The organism is Paraburkholderia sp. RAU2J (assembly GCF_003634845.1).
Taxonomy (GTDB): domain Bacteria; phylum Pseudomonadota; class Gammaproteobacteria; order Burkholderiales; family Burkholderiaceae; genus Paraburkholderia; species Paraburkholderia fynbosensis.
This window is the reverse complement of sequence record NZ_RBXG01000001.1, coordinates 2,971,578-2,985,369: the sequence shown is the minus strand read 5'-3', so window position 1 is coordinate 2,985,369 and position 13,792 is coordinate 2,971,578. Positions and strand designations below refer to the sequence as shown.

Below are 13,792 nucleotides of genomic sequence, written 5' to 3'. Positions count from 1 at the left end.
CCCGAAGCACTTTTTGGACGGATTTAAGGGGCGACGTCGAACCGGCACATCACGTCGACCGCATGAAACAAAATGGACAATCCGTCGTTTGTAGCGGCTTCCCGTTTGCCCGAAATGTCCCTGAGAAATACTTCCATTGCGGCCATGACTCCAAAAAAGATGCTCAGCCTCGCTTCACGTCTCTTCGGCCAGACGGAACCGGCACATAGCGCGGATCGAGCGCTTCTTGATAGTCTGCTCGCCCTCGCGTGGGTGGTAGAGGCCCGCGACCCATACACCAGCGGCCATTTGTGGCGAGTCTCCCGTTACGCGAGTCTGCTGGCACGACAGATTGGTCTTTCGGATCGCGATGCGGCGAACGTCTCGGTGGGTGGATTCCCGCACGATCTGGGCAAAATCGCTGTTCCCGATTCGGTCTTACTCAAAACGGAGCGATTGACCGATGCGGAGTATGCCGTCATCAAAACGCACCCTGAAGTCGGCAAACGACTGCTTGCGAAACACCCTTTCGGCGCACGCATTGCGGACACGGTTTACGCCCATCACGAGCGACCCGACGGCAAATGTTATCCGTTAGGCATCACTGGCGATGAGATCGCCCCCATGGCTGCCATCATCGGCATCTGCGACGCCTTTGACGCCATGACCAGCACACGCCCGTACCGTAAGGCGATGCCGATTGACGATGCCTTTGCTGTCGTACGCGACAATCTCGGCACGCAGTTCAATCGCGAATATGGAGAAATGTTTCTGGAACTGGGTGGGAGCGTCAACCTGTACCACATCGCAGGCCATAGCGATGAAGGAATACCACTCCAGCATTGCCAGACATGCGGTCCAACTGTTGTCGTCAGATCGGATACCTTTGAGGATACTGAAGTATATTGTCCGGCATGCACAGCAGGCTACCGATTCAAAGGTATGTTCTCCGCTATGCTGCCGACGGGAAACAAGGCGAGTGCCGCCGACCTGGCTCCCTCCCCAGACCTAGCACTCATTGCGCGCGTTACGGGTCAGCTACACATCTTGTCATGACACCGCTTGCCTAGCGAGTCATGCGAATGCAGGATTGTTGACTGTTGAGAACAATTGCCTGCGCCGCGCTGCCGCGGACCCGTTCTCATATCGATGTTGTCAGGGTGGTGAGCCAGGCTGGACTGACGGACAGGAGAAGGGTTTCCAACTGACGGTCGACGCCAGTGATGACGATCGTCCCCATGACAACGAAAAGGGCACCGAGCGTCCAGCGGGCCGTCGTACCCCACGCGGCGAGTGTGCCTCGCATCTTCACGAGCGAAACTCTGGAAATCGTTCCGAGCAAAACGAGCGGCAGTGCCGCACCCAAACCGAACAGCGCCATCAGGATGGCGATGTGGCCGAGGTCCTGACCTTGTGCCGCTAGCGACGTTGCCGCGCCCAGCGTTGGCCCGACACAGGGGGTCCAGACGAACCCCAGCAACAGCCCGACCACCATCTGCCCGAGCAGTCCGTTTCCTTTCACATCGTCAAGCGCCTGCTGGCCCTTCGCGCCGATGACGGAACTGAGCCGGGAAAAAGCCCTTTGAAGGGTGCCAGATAACATGACAAGGCCGAAAAACACCATCAGGCCCGCAGCCCCGCGTCGAAGGTCCTCAGGATCCAGTGCAACTGACGCCCCCAGGGTGGCGAGAAATATGCCGACGCCCGCAAACGAAATGGCCAGGCCGGCTGCCAGTGCGATGACGCCGAATCGATGTTTAGCCAACGCTGACGTCGCGAGTATCGGGAGTAGCGGAAGGACACAGGGAGACAACACCGATGCCGACCCGGCGACGAGACTTAACCCATACGTTGCAGCGGTGAATTGCATCACAGAGCCTGTTCAAACACGGCCCGGATTGTCGCCTCCTGGGTCTGCCCCGTCGAACGCGCCACTTCGTGGCCGTTCTTGAAGACAACAAATGTCGACTGCTGGGTTACCTTTAGTTCTCTTTTCAGTTTCGCTTCCGCATCGTAGTCCGCTACGAAAATCGTCACCTGCTTCAGCTTGGGGTCGGCAGACAGACGGTCGACGATCGGCTTTTGAACCCGGCATGTTGGACACCAGCTTGCATGCAGATACACAACCGCGGGCCGGCCCGACGAGACGGTCTGATCGAAGCTTGCCTGAGTAAATGGCACCTCGCCAGCGAATGCAGTGGCTGACGCTGCCAGCAACGCTGCGACCACGATGTGTTTAGTGAATCGCATCCGGTTCATGATTAGACCCTTTTGGCGGTTGGGACGGAGGGAAAACAGTCGATACCCCAATCCTAGTTCGGATATTTGGCAATATCGGTTACAGCGCGGCTCAAATCTGCTGCGCGCCTGTTCGCAGTTCTCGATTGACCACGTATGCGTCCGGTGAAGCGGCGGTCCATTTCGCATTCGCGATGTAACCGAAGCGGGCTTCAGATCGAACTAGCAAATTATCGATTGCGGCCGAAGTTGGGCTGCCTTTCGTTTCCCTTTGTGTTTCTGTGTTTCGCCTTCTGAACCCCGAGATCGACATGACCACGGATTTAAACTTTTGCATGCACGATGTGCGGCGATTGTTGTCACAATCTTCGTCTGCCGCTGAGCGTCAACGAAGCCATACGCTGGTTAAAACGTGGGGGAGATGTCCAGGTGTTTTGCGAAGCGATGCCGAGGCCCGTCGAACCGTCAACGGACGATGGCCAGGTGCAACACAGGCGAATCCGGTCTTTTGCCGCCGAAAGCGGTGAACTTGCGATCCGTGTGATGGTGACGGTCGTTGCCGCCGTCGACGGCGCCTGCCCGCACCTGCAACCCGATATGCGATGCGGCGGATACGAAGCAAGACCCAACGTGTGCAGAATCTATCCGGCCGAAATCAATCCTTTCATCGAACTTATGCCAACACACAAGGCGTGCCCGCCTGAGGCGTGGGCTGTCGACAGGCCCTCATTCATCAAAGGCGGTCAAATCATGGATTCCATCACGGCGGATCTGATCCAGAACTCGCGTGAGGCACGCCGTCCATGATGTTCCTGTGAAGGAGCGTCTGTGTCGAAATGCTGGTTTTCATACCGCATCTTTGGCCAATGAGGGGTTTGTGACGTACACGCTCCCTCCTCGTGCAATGCTTGATGAGTGGGCAAACGTCGACCTGCTCATGTGCGCGTATCAGCAAGACGCTCGACCGTGAAAGGCGCTGCTGGCCGATCAAATACTGCCTGCATGGACTGTCTGGGACTCAGTTGATGTTGGGCTCCAGAAGCGCCAGCGCTGGCCGTACAACTCCCTCCAGCAGCGCACGCTCCGGTCTTACCCGGGCAAGCACCCGTATGCCCAGGTGTACTCCCAGCAGCAACCGGGCAAGATCATCAGCAGGCTGTGCAATCGAAATCTCGCCAGCCTGCTGACCAGCGCGCACACAACGCAGGAAAAACGCTTCGACCTCTATCAGTACGTTTGCGATCATCTCCTGAAAATCGGCGTCGTGTGGTGCAATCTCAAGCGCCGAATTCACCAGCAGGCATCCCTTACGGCCCCTGTCGCAGACCGACTGCTCGACAATCTCCCGGAAGAATGCCTTGATGGCATCCAACGGTGGCAGGCTTCGCTCAAATCTCGATACCCGGTCACCGAAGCTTCTTTCAATGTAATGTGCCAGTGCTCGTTCAAACAGCGATCGTTTGTCCCCGAACGCGTTGAACAGGCTTGCCCCCGTAATTCCCATACCCTGCGCGAGATCTCGAACGGAAGTAGCTTTATAGCCATAGATCCAAAACTGGTGGGCGGCTGCATCAAGGACCGCATTTTCATCAAATTCCCGTGGTCGGGCCATATTAACTCCTGCCATCGCGTTAACGTTTTGCCGGTCGGCATTGCAACGTCACACACGTTACGATATTCTAAATCAATTGATCTAAAATTACCTGGGGCGATAGCAAACCTCCCCTAGGGTCCTACGAAAGTCATTACGCGCCCATCAGGCAGTCTGAACCCAACGGACAGTAACATCATGATCGACTTCTATTTTCACCCTACGCCCAACCCTGCAAAGGTTGCCCTGATGCTTGAAGAAACTGGCCTCGAGTATGAAATGCGGCCCGTTGACACCAAGAAGGGCGAACAGCACCTCGACGCTTTCCTCAAAGTCAACCCGAACGGCAAAGTTCCCGCGATCGTCGACAGGGCAGGGCCAGCCGGGAGGGAAGCGAGGGTATTTGATTCCAGTGCCATTCTGCTTTATCTAGCTGAGAAGACTGGAAAGTATCTCGGCGCAGCAACTGATCGCGCGGAGCTGCTCTCCTGGCTCTTCTTTATCAGTTCGGGGGTTGGCCCGTTTTCGGGTCAGTCGGTACATTTCCAGCAAGCGGCACCGGAGAAGCTGCCGTACGCGATCAACCGGTTCCGCCGTGAAGCAGAGCGGCACTATCGCGTACTCGACGACCAGCTCGCAGGCCGCGAGCATCTCGTCGGAGAAACCTATACGATCGCCGACATGTCTGCGTGGGGTTGGATAGCACGCGCCGCTTTCGTCCGTCCCGGCACTGATGATCCGTTGGCGCCATTCGCCAATCTAAAGCGCTGGTTCACTGAAATTGACGCCCGCCCGGCTGCGATTCGTGCGAGAGCGGTCGGAACCGGATACACATTCAAGCAGGAGATGGATGAGGAGGCGCGGCACGCCCTCTTCCCGTCTAACTACCCAGCCCCATAACGCACGGAAGCGCATGGAAATTCATCCCCTGCGATAGACGATCTACAGCTCCGAAGAATCAGATCAAACAAGGAACACGAGGAATGGAAATCAGGAACAGGCGGGGGTTGATTACGGGCGGCTCCAGTGGCATTGGTCTGGCACTCGCCCAAGTGCCGGGCTCCAAAGGTGCGCGTGTGGCGATCAGCGGCCGGCAGACCGACCGGCTCCATGCGGCGATCGCGAGCCTGCGCGCGGCAGGCGTTGCAGCGAAAGCTATCGTGACTGACATTACGACGGAATCAGGACGTGATGCGACCGTTGCACGGGCACTCGAAGCGCTCGGCGGCGTGAAAGCCGTGCTTGAGGAAGCCGTTCGGGACCACTCTGCTCTTTGACCCGGGAGTCAGAACTGTGTATTCCGCAGAGCAGCGTCTGAAAACATTGCTTGTCGAGGGCCTCGCGGGCAACGCATCCGAATATCGCTCGTTCCTATCCGAACTGACGCGTCACCTGCGGGGTTATCTTCGCAAGCGGATTCCACAACTCCACGACGACGTCGAGGATCTCGTTCAGGAAATCCTGCTTGCCGTGCATAATGCACGTCATACATACCGCCCGGACGAACCTCTCACCGCGTGGGTCCACGCGATCGCGCGTTATAAGCTGACGGATGTCTTCAGGACGCGTGCGCGCCGCGAGTCGCTGCACGAACCGCTTGACGAGCACGACGACATTTTCGCCGAATCCGACGACGAGCCAGCAGATGCCCGTCGTGATGTCGGGAAACTACTTGGTCATCTGCCGGACAAACAGAGGCGCTCGATCCTGCACGTCAAGTTGCAGGGACTTTCGGTTGCCGAAGCCGCCCAGTTGACAGGGCTATCGGAGTCGGCCGTCAAGATCAGTATCCATAGGGGACTCAAGGCTCTGGCCGCACACGTCCGGAGAATTGCATGAGAACAGATGATCTTGTCGGGTTGCTCTCGACCGGCATAACACCTGTAAAAAGGGCACTGCAGTCCGTCGGTTCGGCATCTCACTGCCTATCGCCGCTATTGGCGTAACGGCGTTGATGGCTACTGCGTTTGCCATTCGCCCCGATCTGGGGCCGTCGTCAAAACCCGATTTTCTGGGAGAAGCTCGCGTTCCCACTATGCCTCGCAATCGGTGCCCTGCTTGCGACCGTTCGGCTGGCGCGCCCCGGCGCCAAGGTTGGAGCCGGATGGCCCGTCATGACGACACCGGTGCTAGTCGTCTGGATCGCTGCAATTATGATTGTCGTCAGCGCGGCACCAAAAGACCGGCTGCCTGCGATACTCGGGCACTCGTGGCGGTCATATCCGTTCAATATTCTTTTGCTCGCCGTTCCAGGCTTCATCGCCATATTCTGGGCCGTCAAAGGTTTGGCACCGACGAGTCTCCGGCTTGCCGGTGCTGCCTCCGGGCTGCTCGCGAGTTCGATCGCCACAGTCGCGTACTGCTTTCATTGCCCTGAGATGAGTCCGGCGTTCTGGAGCGTCTGGTATGTGGCTGGCATGTTGCTCCCAGCCGCGCTCGGGGCGGTGCTTGGTCACAGATTCCTTCGCTGGTGAGCAACGCTCTGAGAATATGCAGTGGTGTCCCCTGATCAAATGGCTGATGTCGACCACCACAGGCAAAAAAAGAAAACTCCCCTGTAACCAGACGTCTGTGACCCACGAATTAGATGACGTATCCATCAAGGATACCTTCTAACTTCTGGAGAAATTCGATGTCCACAAAAGCCACTGTGAGTTCCACCCTGCTCGTCGGCGTTGTTGCGAGCCTGCTTGCATCAGTCGCCCACGCAGCACCGCTCACAAAAGCGGAAGAAGGCGCAGCCATTGCGGCCCACAAGGAAAAGTGCTACGGCGTCGCCCTGAAGGGGCAGAACGATTGCGCCGCCGGTCCCGGCACGACGTGCCAAGGGACGTCGGCAATGGACTTCCAGGGTAACTCGTGGAAGTTCGTTCAAGGCGGCACCTGCACGAGTATCGAAGTGCCGGGCGGTGGCCATGGCTCGCCCACGCCGCTAAAGTCCTGAACCGGCGAACGACAGGAGGAACGGGAGCGGCCATGAACGATACCTCAAGGACAACGGCGGTTTGCGAGCCTGGCTGTTCGAGTGGCGTGACGCGTCGCGCTCAAGGGCCTGTCGGAACCAGTTTCAAGCATGAACACCTGACCGCGATTCTCGCGGACGGCCTGAAAGATGGCTTCTTCGAAGTTCACGCTGAGAACTATATGGGCGCCGGTGGTCCACCCCACCGAGCACTTGCAGCGATCCGCGAGGCCTATCCGCTCTCCCTTCACGGCGTGTGCATGTCGATCGGCGGACCTGGGGCACTGGACCTCTCGCATCTCGCGCGCTTTCGCGATCTGGTGACGCGCTACGAACCCGTGCTGGTGTCCGAACACCTCGCGTGGTCGTCACACGGCGGCACATTCTTCAACGACCTCCTGCCGTTGCCGTACACGAAAGCAACGCTCGAGCAGGTATGCGAACACATCGACCAGGTCCAGGACGCGATCAAACGCCCCCTCCTTCTTGAGAATCCGTCGACCTATGTCGCGTTCGCATCCTCGACATTGAGCGAAACCGAATTCATCCGCGCAGTCGTTCAACACACCGGCTGCGGCCTGTTGCTGGACCTCAATAACGTGTTCGTTTCCGCGACCAATCACGGCTTTTCCGCCGAGGCGTATCTTGGCGGATTACCGCTTGAACAGGTGGGCGAAATACACCTGGCCGGACATAGCGAGCAGCGCGACGACGAAAACGACCTGCTGCTCATCGATAGCCATGACTGCGCCATTTCCGATCCCGTCTGGCGTCTCTATCGGGATATCGTTGCACGAATCGGCCCAAGGCCGACGCTGATCGAATGGGATAGCAACCTTCCCGCGTGGCCTGTATTGTGGGCTCAGGCGCTATCCGCGCGGCACATCATGGCTGAAGAAGCGGTATCACTCGCTGAGGAGGCCAGCCATGCAGCCTGACAATCCTTCGGGCGGCCACGCCACCGCGTTTGCACTGGGTTTGACGGACCCATCGATCACCGCGCCTGAAGACGTGATCGCCGCGCCGGGCAAGCGTGTGGTCAACCGTTACAACGTTTATCGCAACAACGTCACGGTCAGCCTCATTGACGCGCTGGCAGCGGTCTATCCTGCTATCCAGCGCATCACCGGCGTCGACTTCTTCAGGGCGATGGCCCGTTTCCATCTCCGCGCGACGCCTCCCACTTCGCCGCTGCTGTTCGCGTACGGACGGGACTTTCCTGCGTTCATCGAATCCTACGAATATGCGCGTGAAATGCCCTGGCTTGCGGACACCGCGCGCATCGAGCGGGCGTGGCTGGATGCCTATCACGCAGCCGACTTGCCTGTGCTCGCTGCCGAGGCGTTAGCCGGGATCGAACCGGCGTCTCTCGCCGAAGTCCGTTTCACACCACACCCCGCCGCGCGGGTGGTGCGATCACGCTATCCCGCCGTCGCCATCTTTGCGATGAACCGGACCGATGGCCCCGTTACGCCGCTCCGCTCAGGCGAAGCGGAGGACGCGCTCGTGACACGACCCGGACATGAGGTGCTGGTATCGCGCCTGCCGGCTGGCGGTGCGGCCTTCCTGACCCATCTTCTCGAAGCTGCATCACTGGGCGAAGCGGTCGCGGCGGCGTTTCAGGAGGCGCCCTCCTTCGACATCCAGGCCAACCTGGCAGGGATGCTTTCAGCCGGCGTATTTACCGGCATTCAACACGGAGATTGACCAGGATGTCGGACCCAAAGAACATGAAACTGCCCTTTCCGGCCGTACTCGTATCCGCGATCGGCACGGCGAAGCGACTGATCCAGACGCTCGCGCAACCGTGGCTCGCTCAGCTCGTGCTGCGGCTTGCGCTGGCGGTGCCGTTCTGGAAATCGGGCATTCTGAAATGGCACGGCTTCCTCCAGCTCAACGATACGGCTATCGACCTGTTCACGCAGGAGTTTCAGTTGCATCTCCCGGGCGGTCCCTATCCGTTTCCTGCTCCCGCAGTCTTCGCGTTTCTGTCGGGCTGCGGCGAGGTCACATTTCCGGTGCTGCTCGTGCTTGGCCTTGGAACCCGCTTCGCCGCAGCCGGCCTGATATTGATGACCTGCATCATCGAACTGACAGTGCCTGAGGGCTGGCCGATTCACCTGACCTGGGTGGCAATGGCACTGGGTATTGCGGCCTGGGGACCAGGGCTGATATCGATCGACTATCTGCTGGGTGACCGGTCGTTCAGGTCGTGATCCGGTGAACGCATCTGACCGGACAAGCGAGGTGGCATCACGAATGTCGGGTTCGAAGTATTGTATGTCCCGGAGTGAGAGCTTGCCCGACAGCCGGTGCCCGTATTGCATCACGTATCCGCTTTCAAAACGTTGCGGCAACATGAGAACTTCAGATCTGATACTCAGGTTAACTAACAATCTGACACCGATTGAGTCGAATTTTGCTTCGAAGCGGCTCAATCGCGCGCTTAGTGTTGGCATGGCCAGCAGCACGGCTTTGCTGGTGGTACTTTACGGCATCCGCAGCGACATGCCGGAATTTCTACTGACGACGATGTTCTGGGTGCGACTCGCGTTTCCGGTAACGACACTCATCGCTGCATTGAACCTCGCTGGACGTCTTGGACGGCCCGGTGCACCCGTCCGGCTGGCATGGTTAGCGGTCACACTACCATTCATTACCATGTTGCTCGCTGCCACGTTCATGGTATTCGCGACCCCGCCAGGCTATCGCCTGCAACTGATGTTGGGTACAACATGGAGAGTCACCACAGCGAATATTGTTCTGCTCTCTCTACCATCGCTTGCCGCAGTGATGCACGCCTTGAAGGGACTCGCTCCCATCCGCCTGATATTGGCAGGTACCGGCGCCGGACTGCTCGCTGGCGCGCAAGGTCTGCTCGTATATTCGCTTTACTGTTCAGAGATGTCGGTACCGTTCTGGGGTGTCTGGTACGTACTGGGCATCAGCATAACCGCCGGTATCGGTGCCCTAATTGGTCCGCTCTATTTGAGGTGGTAGTCCGGGAAGAGCACCAGGAGAAATCACGTCGCAGGAAAGCAGGTTTCCTGATCAATACAGGTTGTATGTGTTGATTCGACGCTGAGTCAACAGTTGCAACCTACATGCGAAGGAAAAGTCGTGAAAACTATTGGCAGTCTCAGGATAGGCGTTCGCCTTGGAATTGGATTTGGCGTGACGCTCGTTTTGCTATGTCTTGTAGGCGCTTTAGAGAAACTCTGCAAAAGCCCTGGCATTGAGGCCCGTGTGAACTATTCTGGGACGCAGGGGAGTTAATTGAGGAGAGCCTTGATGACGCAGCTTGGTCTTGGTCTGGATCTGTCAACGAAACGCACGCGTAAGCGGGAATTTCTTGATGAGATGAGGCGGCAATGTCAACTTGAACGCCGCGCTGGGTAGAATGGGGGATGAAGAAGAACCCCTCGCCGTATCACGGCTTCCGTTTTCCAGCCGCAGTTATCAGTTGCGCGGTACGCTGGTACCACCGTTTCAACCTGAGCCTGCGCGACATCGAGGAATTGCTGCTCGAGCGCGGCGTCGTGGGGATGTTTGCCTACCAGGTGAAAGCGGTCCGGCCGCGGCCGGGCACGACGTGGCATCTCGCTGTTCGTCAAACTGCGCGGTAAGCCGTACGTGCTGTGGCGTGCAGTGGATCAGCACGGCGTCGAACTGGACGTGCTGCTGCAAAAGCGCCGTGACAAGACTGCGGCAAGGCGCTTCTTCAGAAAGATGCTGCGCTCGCACCCGGTGCCCCGGAAGATTGGGCTTTGTCGCAGTAAGCGTCGGGTATCATGCGCCTGATAATACGAACGATGGGGCGCTTGATGACGACTCTGAATCCAGCCTTGGCACGAGTGCTCAAGCGTTTGCACTATCCGCTCGACGTGATTCTGACGTGTGTCCGCTGGTATGTGGCGTATCCGCTGAGCCTTCGACACCTGGAAGAGATGATGGCGGAGCGCGGAATCTCAGTCGACCATTCAACTGTGCATCGGTGGGCCATCAAGGTGTTGCCGGTACTGGAGAAGACCTTTCGTCGCCACAAGAAAGCCGTCGGTCGGAGCTGGCGAATGGACGAAACGTATATCAAGGTCCGAGGCCAGTGGAAGTATTTGTATCGCGCAGTCGACAAGGAGGGTAACACGGTGGATTTTCTGCTGCGTGCCCATCGTGACAAGGCCGCGGCGAGGCGCTACTTCGAAAAGTCAATCGAGCAAAACGGCGAACCCGAGACGGTGACAATCGATAAAAGCGGTGCGAACCTGGCCGCGCTGGATGACCTAAACGCGGAGCGCGAAACACCGATCAAGATTCGCCAGAACAGGTATCTGAACAATGTTATCGAGCAAGATCATCGGGCGATCAAGCGTCGCACGCGGCCGATGCTGGGTTTCAAGAATTTCGTTGCGCCCACATCCTGTTGAGCGGCATCGAGCTCATGCACATGATCGCCAAGGGCCAAATGCAAGACCGTGGCATCGGATACACTCGTGCCCAGCAGTTTTACTCACTGGCAGTATAAGTAATCCTACTTATACTGCCGTTTGTTCGCCATCTTGCCCTTACCGCGACAAAACCTGTTGGCCACGATATGAGCCAGCATCCGGTGTTCGACCAGTTTGCAGACTTGGGGGCGCAGCGACCGATCCCATGCAAGCTGGTCGGCGTGAGTTGCGCCCTTCTGACACTCATTAGCACTTAGTCGCCTCCCATGGTCCTCAATGCGGACAGAGCACCGCAGCGACAGGCAACTGTAATGCTTCCGCCTTGCGAAGTTCATGGACACACCCTAAGTTCTTATCGTTGTAACCAACGGTAAGGAGACGGGAAATGGCGATGTACTACTTGTCACAACGATGCAATAAGTTCTACTTAAGAGTTTCGCTTGCCGCCTGCGCGGGAGCGGTCGCGCTCGCGTTTGCAACGTTGCCTGCACGCGTTGCGGCAGCAGGCGACGAGCACCCGTCCGGGACGCAGACGCCGATCAAACATGTGATCGTTGTTGTTGGTGAAAATCGCACGTTTGACCACGTGTTCGGCACCTACCGGCCACACCATGGGCAGTTGGTCTGGAACCTGCTGTCGCAGGGCATTGTCAATGCGGATGGCTCGCCCGGCCCCAACTTCAAAAGGGCGCAGCAATACGAGGCGCAACTGATCGGACCTACGGAATTTGACCTCGCCCCGTCGAACAAGACCGCGTATGGTACGCTGCCCGCTCCGAACACAGGCGGAACGCCCAGCGCGGCTAGCGACGCCAGCCCACCGCCTTTCGCGACGCACGATGCCGCCGAGCTGGCCGAAGGTGACGCGGTCGAGGCAACCGACATTGACCAGTTGCTGACCGGCGCATCGGGGCTGCCGAAGGACGTTGAGGATTCGCGAGTGGCCAACTACAACGCGTTGCTAAACGGCCCCTATCTGTTGCAGCCCCCGCTTTACGATGCATACATGGGCGGTCCGGTGCACCGCTTCTACCAGGCGTGGCAGCAGTCGGACTGTGCAGTGAGCCATGCGACTCGTGAAAATCCGAGTGGTTGTCTGGGCGATCTGTTCGCATGGGTCGAGACCAGCATCGGCGCGGGCAGCAACGGCAAGCCGCAACCTACGCCGTTCACCGACCAGACCACCGGCGAAGGCTCGAACGCGCTCGGATTCTATAACGTGAACAACGGCGATATGCCGTACTTCACCCAGTTGGCCCGGCAATACACGATGAGCGACAACTATCATCAACCGGTGATGGGGGGGACAGGCGCGAACAGCATCATGATCGGCGCCGCCGACGCCTATTACTATACCGACGGTAACGGTCACGCGGCGACACCGTCATCGGACCAGATTGAAAACCCGAATCCATTGGCCGGCACCAACAACTGGTACACGCAGGACGGCTACTCGGGCGGCAGCTACAGCAACTGTTCCGATTCGAGCCAGCCGGGTGTCGGCCCGATCCGCAGATACCTGAAATCGCTGCAGTACGACGCGAGGCCGAACTGTGCGCCGAAGCACTACTACCTGCTCAACAATTACAACCCTGGCTACAACGGCGACGGCACGGTGGTCGACAGGACCAAGTCGCCGTTCACGATCCCGCCCTCACCGGTGCGCACGATCGGCGACACGCTGCTTGATCGCCAAATCCCGTGGAAGTACTACGGCGAAGGCTGGCGCAGCTTCATCAGCGATCCGTCGAAGAGCGTCTATTGCAACATCTGCAATCCGTTCCTGTATGAGACGTCGATCATGACGAACCAGCAGGTCCGGGAGACGCACCTTGCGGACCTGCCGGACCTGTATGCTGACATCAGTTCCGGCAATCTGCCCGCGGTGTCATTTGTGAAGCCAGGCGGACTGCTCGACGGGCATCCGACATCGTCGAAATTTGGCCTGTACGAAGCATTCGTCAGGAAGCTGGTGGATGCTGTGAGGAGTGACCCGAAGCTATGGGCCAGCACGGCGATCTTCATAACCACGGATGAGGGGGGCGGCTACTACGATTCAGGCTACATCCAGCCCATCGACTTCTTTGGCGATGGCCCGCGCATTCCAATGATCGCGGTGTCGAAGTATTCCACCGGAGGGCGCATTTCGCACGGCTACGCCGACCACGCTTCGTTGGTGAAATTCATCGAGCGCAATTGGGGTCTCTCGCCGATCACGAGACGTAGTCGTGACAATCTGCCGAACCCTGTCCAGTTCAGCGACAACCCGTACGTTCCAGTGAACGCCCCGGCGATCGGCGATCTCTTCGATCTCTTCGACTTCCACCGGCGGGGCTCTGACGATCACGAGGGCGTTAAGGGACGTCCCCGCAATGACGGCGGGGACAGCGGCGGTAAAGGCTGGTGGCCTTTCTGAACGCGCAGCGGGGAGCCAGACGCATGTCGAAGGTATCGCCACGCACGCTCAAGTAGAAGCAGTAATCAGCAAGTGAGGGGGCAATGCCGCTTATCCGGTTTATGCGTCCGCCAACGGCTTGGCCACTCTTAGGGGCCGAGATGTATTAGCCTGGACTGCAC

Annotated in this window: 15 protein-coding genes and 2 pseudogenes; 14 read left to right on the top strand and 3 right to left on the bottom strand. The window is 58.4% G+C overall.

The annotated features are described in order from the left end of the window. Positions 1-72: 72 nt before the first annotated feature. Entirely contained in the window at positions 73-1,035 is a 963-nt protein-coding gene (locus B0G69_RS13675) for an HD-GYP domain-containing protein (RefSeq protein ID WP_241991322.1), read from the top strand. A gap of 85 nt (positions 1,036-1,120) precedes the next feature. Here the strand turns inward: B0G69_RS13675 and B0G69_RS13670 are convergent, their stop codons facing one another. Beyond that, complete coding sequence (locus tag B0G69_RS13670) at positions 1,121-1,849, bottom strand: cytochrome c biogenesis CcdA family protein (protein WP_121319386.1); 729 nt, start codon at positions 1,847-1,849, stop codon at positions 1,121-1,123. Next, complete coding sequence (locus B0G69_RS13665) at positions 1,849-2,238, bottom strand: thioredoxin family protein (RefSeq protein ID WP_121319384.1); 390 nt, start codon at positions 2,236-2,238, stop codon at positions 1,849-1,851. Before B0G69_RS13665 ends, B0G69_RS13670 begins: the two co-directional genes overlap by 1 nt. A gap of 321 nt (positions 2,239-2,559) precedes the next feature. Between B0G69_RS13665 and B0G69_RS13660 the strand changes: the two genes are divergently transcribed. Further along, a complete protein-coding gene (locus B0G69_RS13660) occupies positions 2,560-3,024 on the top strand; it encodes a YkgJ family cysteine cluster protein (RefSeq protein WP_121317696.1) in 465 nt (154 codons plus the stop codon). 211 nt (positions 3,025-3,235) lie between these two features. On the opposite strand, the gene B0G69_RS13655 is transcribed toward B0G69_RS13660, so the two are convergent. Beyond that, positions 3,236-3,829, bottom strand: a complete 594-nt coding sequence (locus B0G69_RS13655; protein WP_121317694.1) for a TetR/AcrR family transcriptional regulator — start codon at positions 3,827-3,829, stop codon at positions 3,236-3,238. A gap of 177 nt (positions 3,830-4,006) precedes the next feature. Here B0G69_RS13655 and B0G69_RS13650 point away from each other — a divergent pair, with 177 nt between their 5' ends. From B0G69_RS13650 to B0G69_RS13590, 12 genes and pseudogenes are all read left to right on the top strand, one after another. Beyond that, a complete protein-coding gene (locus tag B0G69_RS13650) occupies positions 4,007-4,708 on the top strand; it encodes a glutathione S-transferase C-terminal domain-containing protein (RefSeq protein WP_121317692.1) in 702 nt (233 codons plus the stop codon). Between the two features lie 83 nt (positions 4,709-4,791). Then, positions 4,792-5,085: an SDR family NAD(P)-dependent oxidoreductase gene (locus B0G69_RS13645; protein ID WP_121317690.1), complete on the top strand. Its 294-nt coding sequence runs from the start codon at positions 4,792-4,794 to the stop codon at positions 5,083-5,085. A 16-nt stretch (positions 5,086-5,101) separates the two neighbouring features. After that, complete coding sequence (locus B0G69_RS13640) at positions 5,102-5,647, top strand: sigma-70 family RNA polymerase sigma factor (RefSeq protein ID WP_121317688.1); 546 nt, start codon at positions 5,102-5,104, stop codon at positions 5,645-5,647. Beyond that, positions 5,644-6,282 (top strand): annotated as a pseudogene (locus tag B0G69_RS13635) (DUF1109 domain-containing protein). The gene B0G69_RS13640 and the pseudogene B0G69_RS13635 overlap by 4 nt, the downstream one beginning before the upstream one ends. Positions 6,283-6,440: 158 nt before the next feature. After that, a complete protein-coding gene (locus B0G69_RS13630; RefSeq protein WP_121317686.1) occupies positions 6,441-6,752 on the top strand; it encodes a DUF2282 domain-containing protein in 312 nt (103 codons plus the stop codon). Positions 6,753-6,784: 32 nt separating this feature from the next. Further along, complete coding sequence (locus tag B0G69_RS13625) at positions 6,785-7,708, top strand: DUF692 domain-containing protein (protein ID WP_277873538.1); 924 nt, start codon at positions 6,785-6,787, stop codon at positions 7,706-7,708. Next, a complete protein-coding gene (locus tag B0G69_RS13620; RefSeq protein WP_121317682.1) occupies positions 7,698-8,477 on the top strand; it encodes a DNA-binding domain-containing protein in 780 nt (259 codons plus the stop codon). Before B0G69_RS13625 ends, B0G69_RS13620 begins: the two co-directional genes overlap by 11 nt. Positions 8,478-8,500: 23 nt before the next feature. Beyond that, positions 8,501-8,986 (top strand): DoxX family protein, encoded by a 486-nt coding sequence (locus B0G69_RS13615; RefSeq protein ID WP_241991321.1) that lies wholly within the window; start codon positions 8,501-8,503, stop codon positions 8,984-8,986. Between the two features lie 142 nt (positions 8,987-9,128). Continuing rightward, a complete protein-coding gene (locus B0G69_RS13610) occupies positions 9,129-9,770 on the top strand; it encodes a DUF1109 domain-containing protein (protein WP_121317678.1) in 642 nt (213 codons plus the stop codon). Between the two features lie 407 nt (positions 9,771-10,177). Then, a pseudogene (locus tag B0G69_RS13605) lies at positions 10,178-10,532 on the top strand (DDE-type integrase/transposase/recombinase); the annotation flags it as partial. 62 nt (positions 10,533-10,594) lie between these two features. Beyond that, a protein-coding gene (locus B0G69_RS13600; protein ID WP_121317676.1) for an IS6 family transposase occupies positions 10,595-11,292 on the top strand; the annotation gives its coding sequence in 2 pieces (ribosomal slippage) (positions 10,595-11,168 and positions 11,168-11,292; 699 coding nt in all). Positions 11,293-11,600: 308 nt separating this feature from the next. Continuing rightward, positions 11,601-13,631: an alkaline phosphatase family protein gene (locus tag B0G69_RS13590; RefSeq protein WP_241991320.1), complete on the top strand. Its 2,031-nt coding sequence runs from the start codon at positions 11,601-11,603 to the stop codon at positions 13,629-13,631. Positions 13,632-13,792: the final 161 nt, after the last annotated feature.

What these genes read in the sequence shown, in the direction of transcription:
- B0G69_RS13675 (WP_241991322.1), top strand. Translation starts at nt 73, where the DNA reads ATGGACAATCCGTCGTTTGTAGCGGCTTCCCGTTTGCCCGAAATGTCC.
- B0G69_RS13670 (WP_121319386.1), bottom strand. Translation starts at nt 1,849, where the DNA reads ATGCAATTCACCGCTGCAACGTATGGGTTAAGTCTCGTCGCCGGGTCG.
- B0G69_RS13665 (WP_121319384.1), bottom strand. Translation starts at nt 2,238, where the DNA reads ATGAACCGGATGCGATTCACTAAACACATCGTGGTCGCAGCGTTGCTG.
- B0G69_RS13660 (WP_121317696.1), top strand. Translation starts at nt 2,560, where the DNA reads ATGTGCGGCGATTGTTGTCACAATCTTCGTCTGCCGCTGAGCGTCAAC.
- B0G69_RS13655 (WP_121317694.1), bottom strand. Translation starts at nt 3,829, where the DNA reads ATGGCCCGACCACGGGAATTTGATGAAAATGCGGTCCTTGATGCAGCC.
- B0G69_RS13650 (WP_121317692.1), top strand. Translation starts at nt 4,007, where the DNA reads ATGATCGACTTCTATTTTCACCCTACGCCCAACCCTGCAAAGGTTGCC.
- B0G69_RS13645 (WP_121317690.1), top strand. Translation starts at nt 4,792, where the DNA reads ATGGAAATCAGGAACAGGCGGGGGTTGATTACGGGCGGCTCCAGTGGC.
- B0G69_RS13630 (WP_121317686.1), top strand. Translation starts at nt 6,441, where the DNA reads ATGTCCACAAAAGCCACTGTGAGTTCCACCCTGCTCGTCGGCGTTGTT.
- B0G69_RS13625 (WP_277873538.1), top strand. Translation starts at nt 6,785, where the DNA reads ATGAACGATACCTCAAGGACAACGGCGGTTTGCGAGCCTGGCTGTTCG.
- B0G69_RS13620 (WP_121317682.1), top strand. Translation starts at nt 7,698, where the DNA reads ATGCAGCCTGACAATCCTTCGGGCGGCCACGCCACCGCGTTTGCACTG.
- B0G69_RS13615 (WP_241991321.1), top strand. Translation starts at nt 8,501, where the DNA reads ATGAAACTGCCCTTTCCGGCCGTACTCGTATCCGCGATCGGCACGGCG.
- B0G69_RS13610 (WP_121317678.1), top strand. Translation starts at nt 9,129, where the DNA reads ATGAGAACTTCAGATCTGATACTCAGGTTAACTAACAATCTGACACCG.
- B0G69_RS13590 (WP_241991320.1), top strand. Translation starts at nt 11,601, where the DNA reads ATGGCGATGTACTACTTGTCACAACGATGCAATAAGTTCTACTTAAGA.